This is a genomic window from Anaerococcus lactolyticus ATCC 51172, assembly GCF_000156575.1.
GTDB lineage: Bacteria > Bacillota > Clostridia > Tissierellales > Peptoniphilaceae > Anaerococcus > Anaerococcus lactolyticus.
In genome coordinates, this window is record NZ_GG666217.1 from 1 (window position 1) to 227 (window position 227).

The 227-nt window shown below is 59.0% G+C and carries 1 protein-coding gene; it reads left to right on the forward strand.

The features are described 5' to 3' along the window. Window positions 1–22 precede the first annotated feature (22 nt). A partial coding sequence (locus HMPREF0072_RS12385; RefSeq protein ID WP_211204262.1) for a caspase family protein occupies window positions 23–227 on the forward strand: 205 nt, incomplete at its 3' end.

Here is a 227-nt window from a genome sequence, read left to right on the forward strand (position 1 = left end):
CGCAACAGGGAGAGATGTGGACATGCCGCGAGATGATCACTACGCGATCGTGCTGACAATTAACCGTTATCCCGGCCTGAGTGACCTCCATGGACCTGAGAACGATGGCGAAGAGTTCCGGCAATGGCTCCTCGATCCGGAGTACGGCGACCTGGACACCCGACGTATCCAAGTCATACGGTCGCAGGATTATGGCGTGGCAGCGACCCCGGAGACGCAAACCCGAC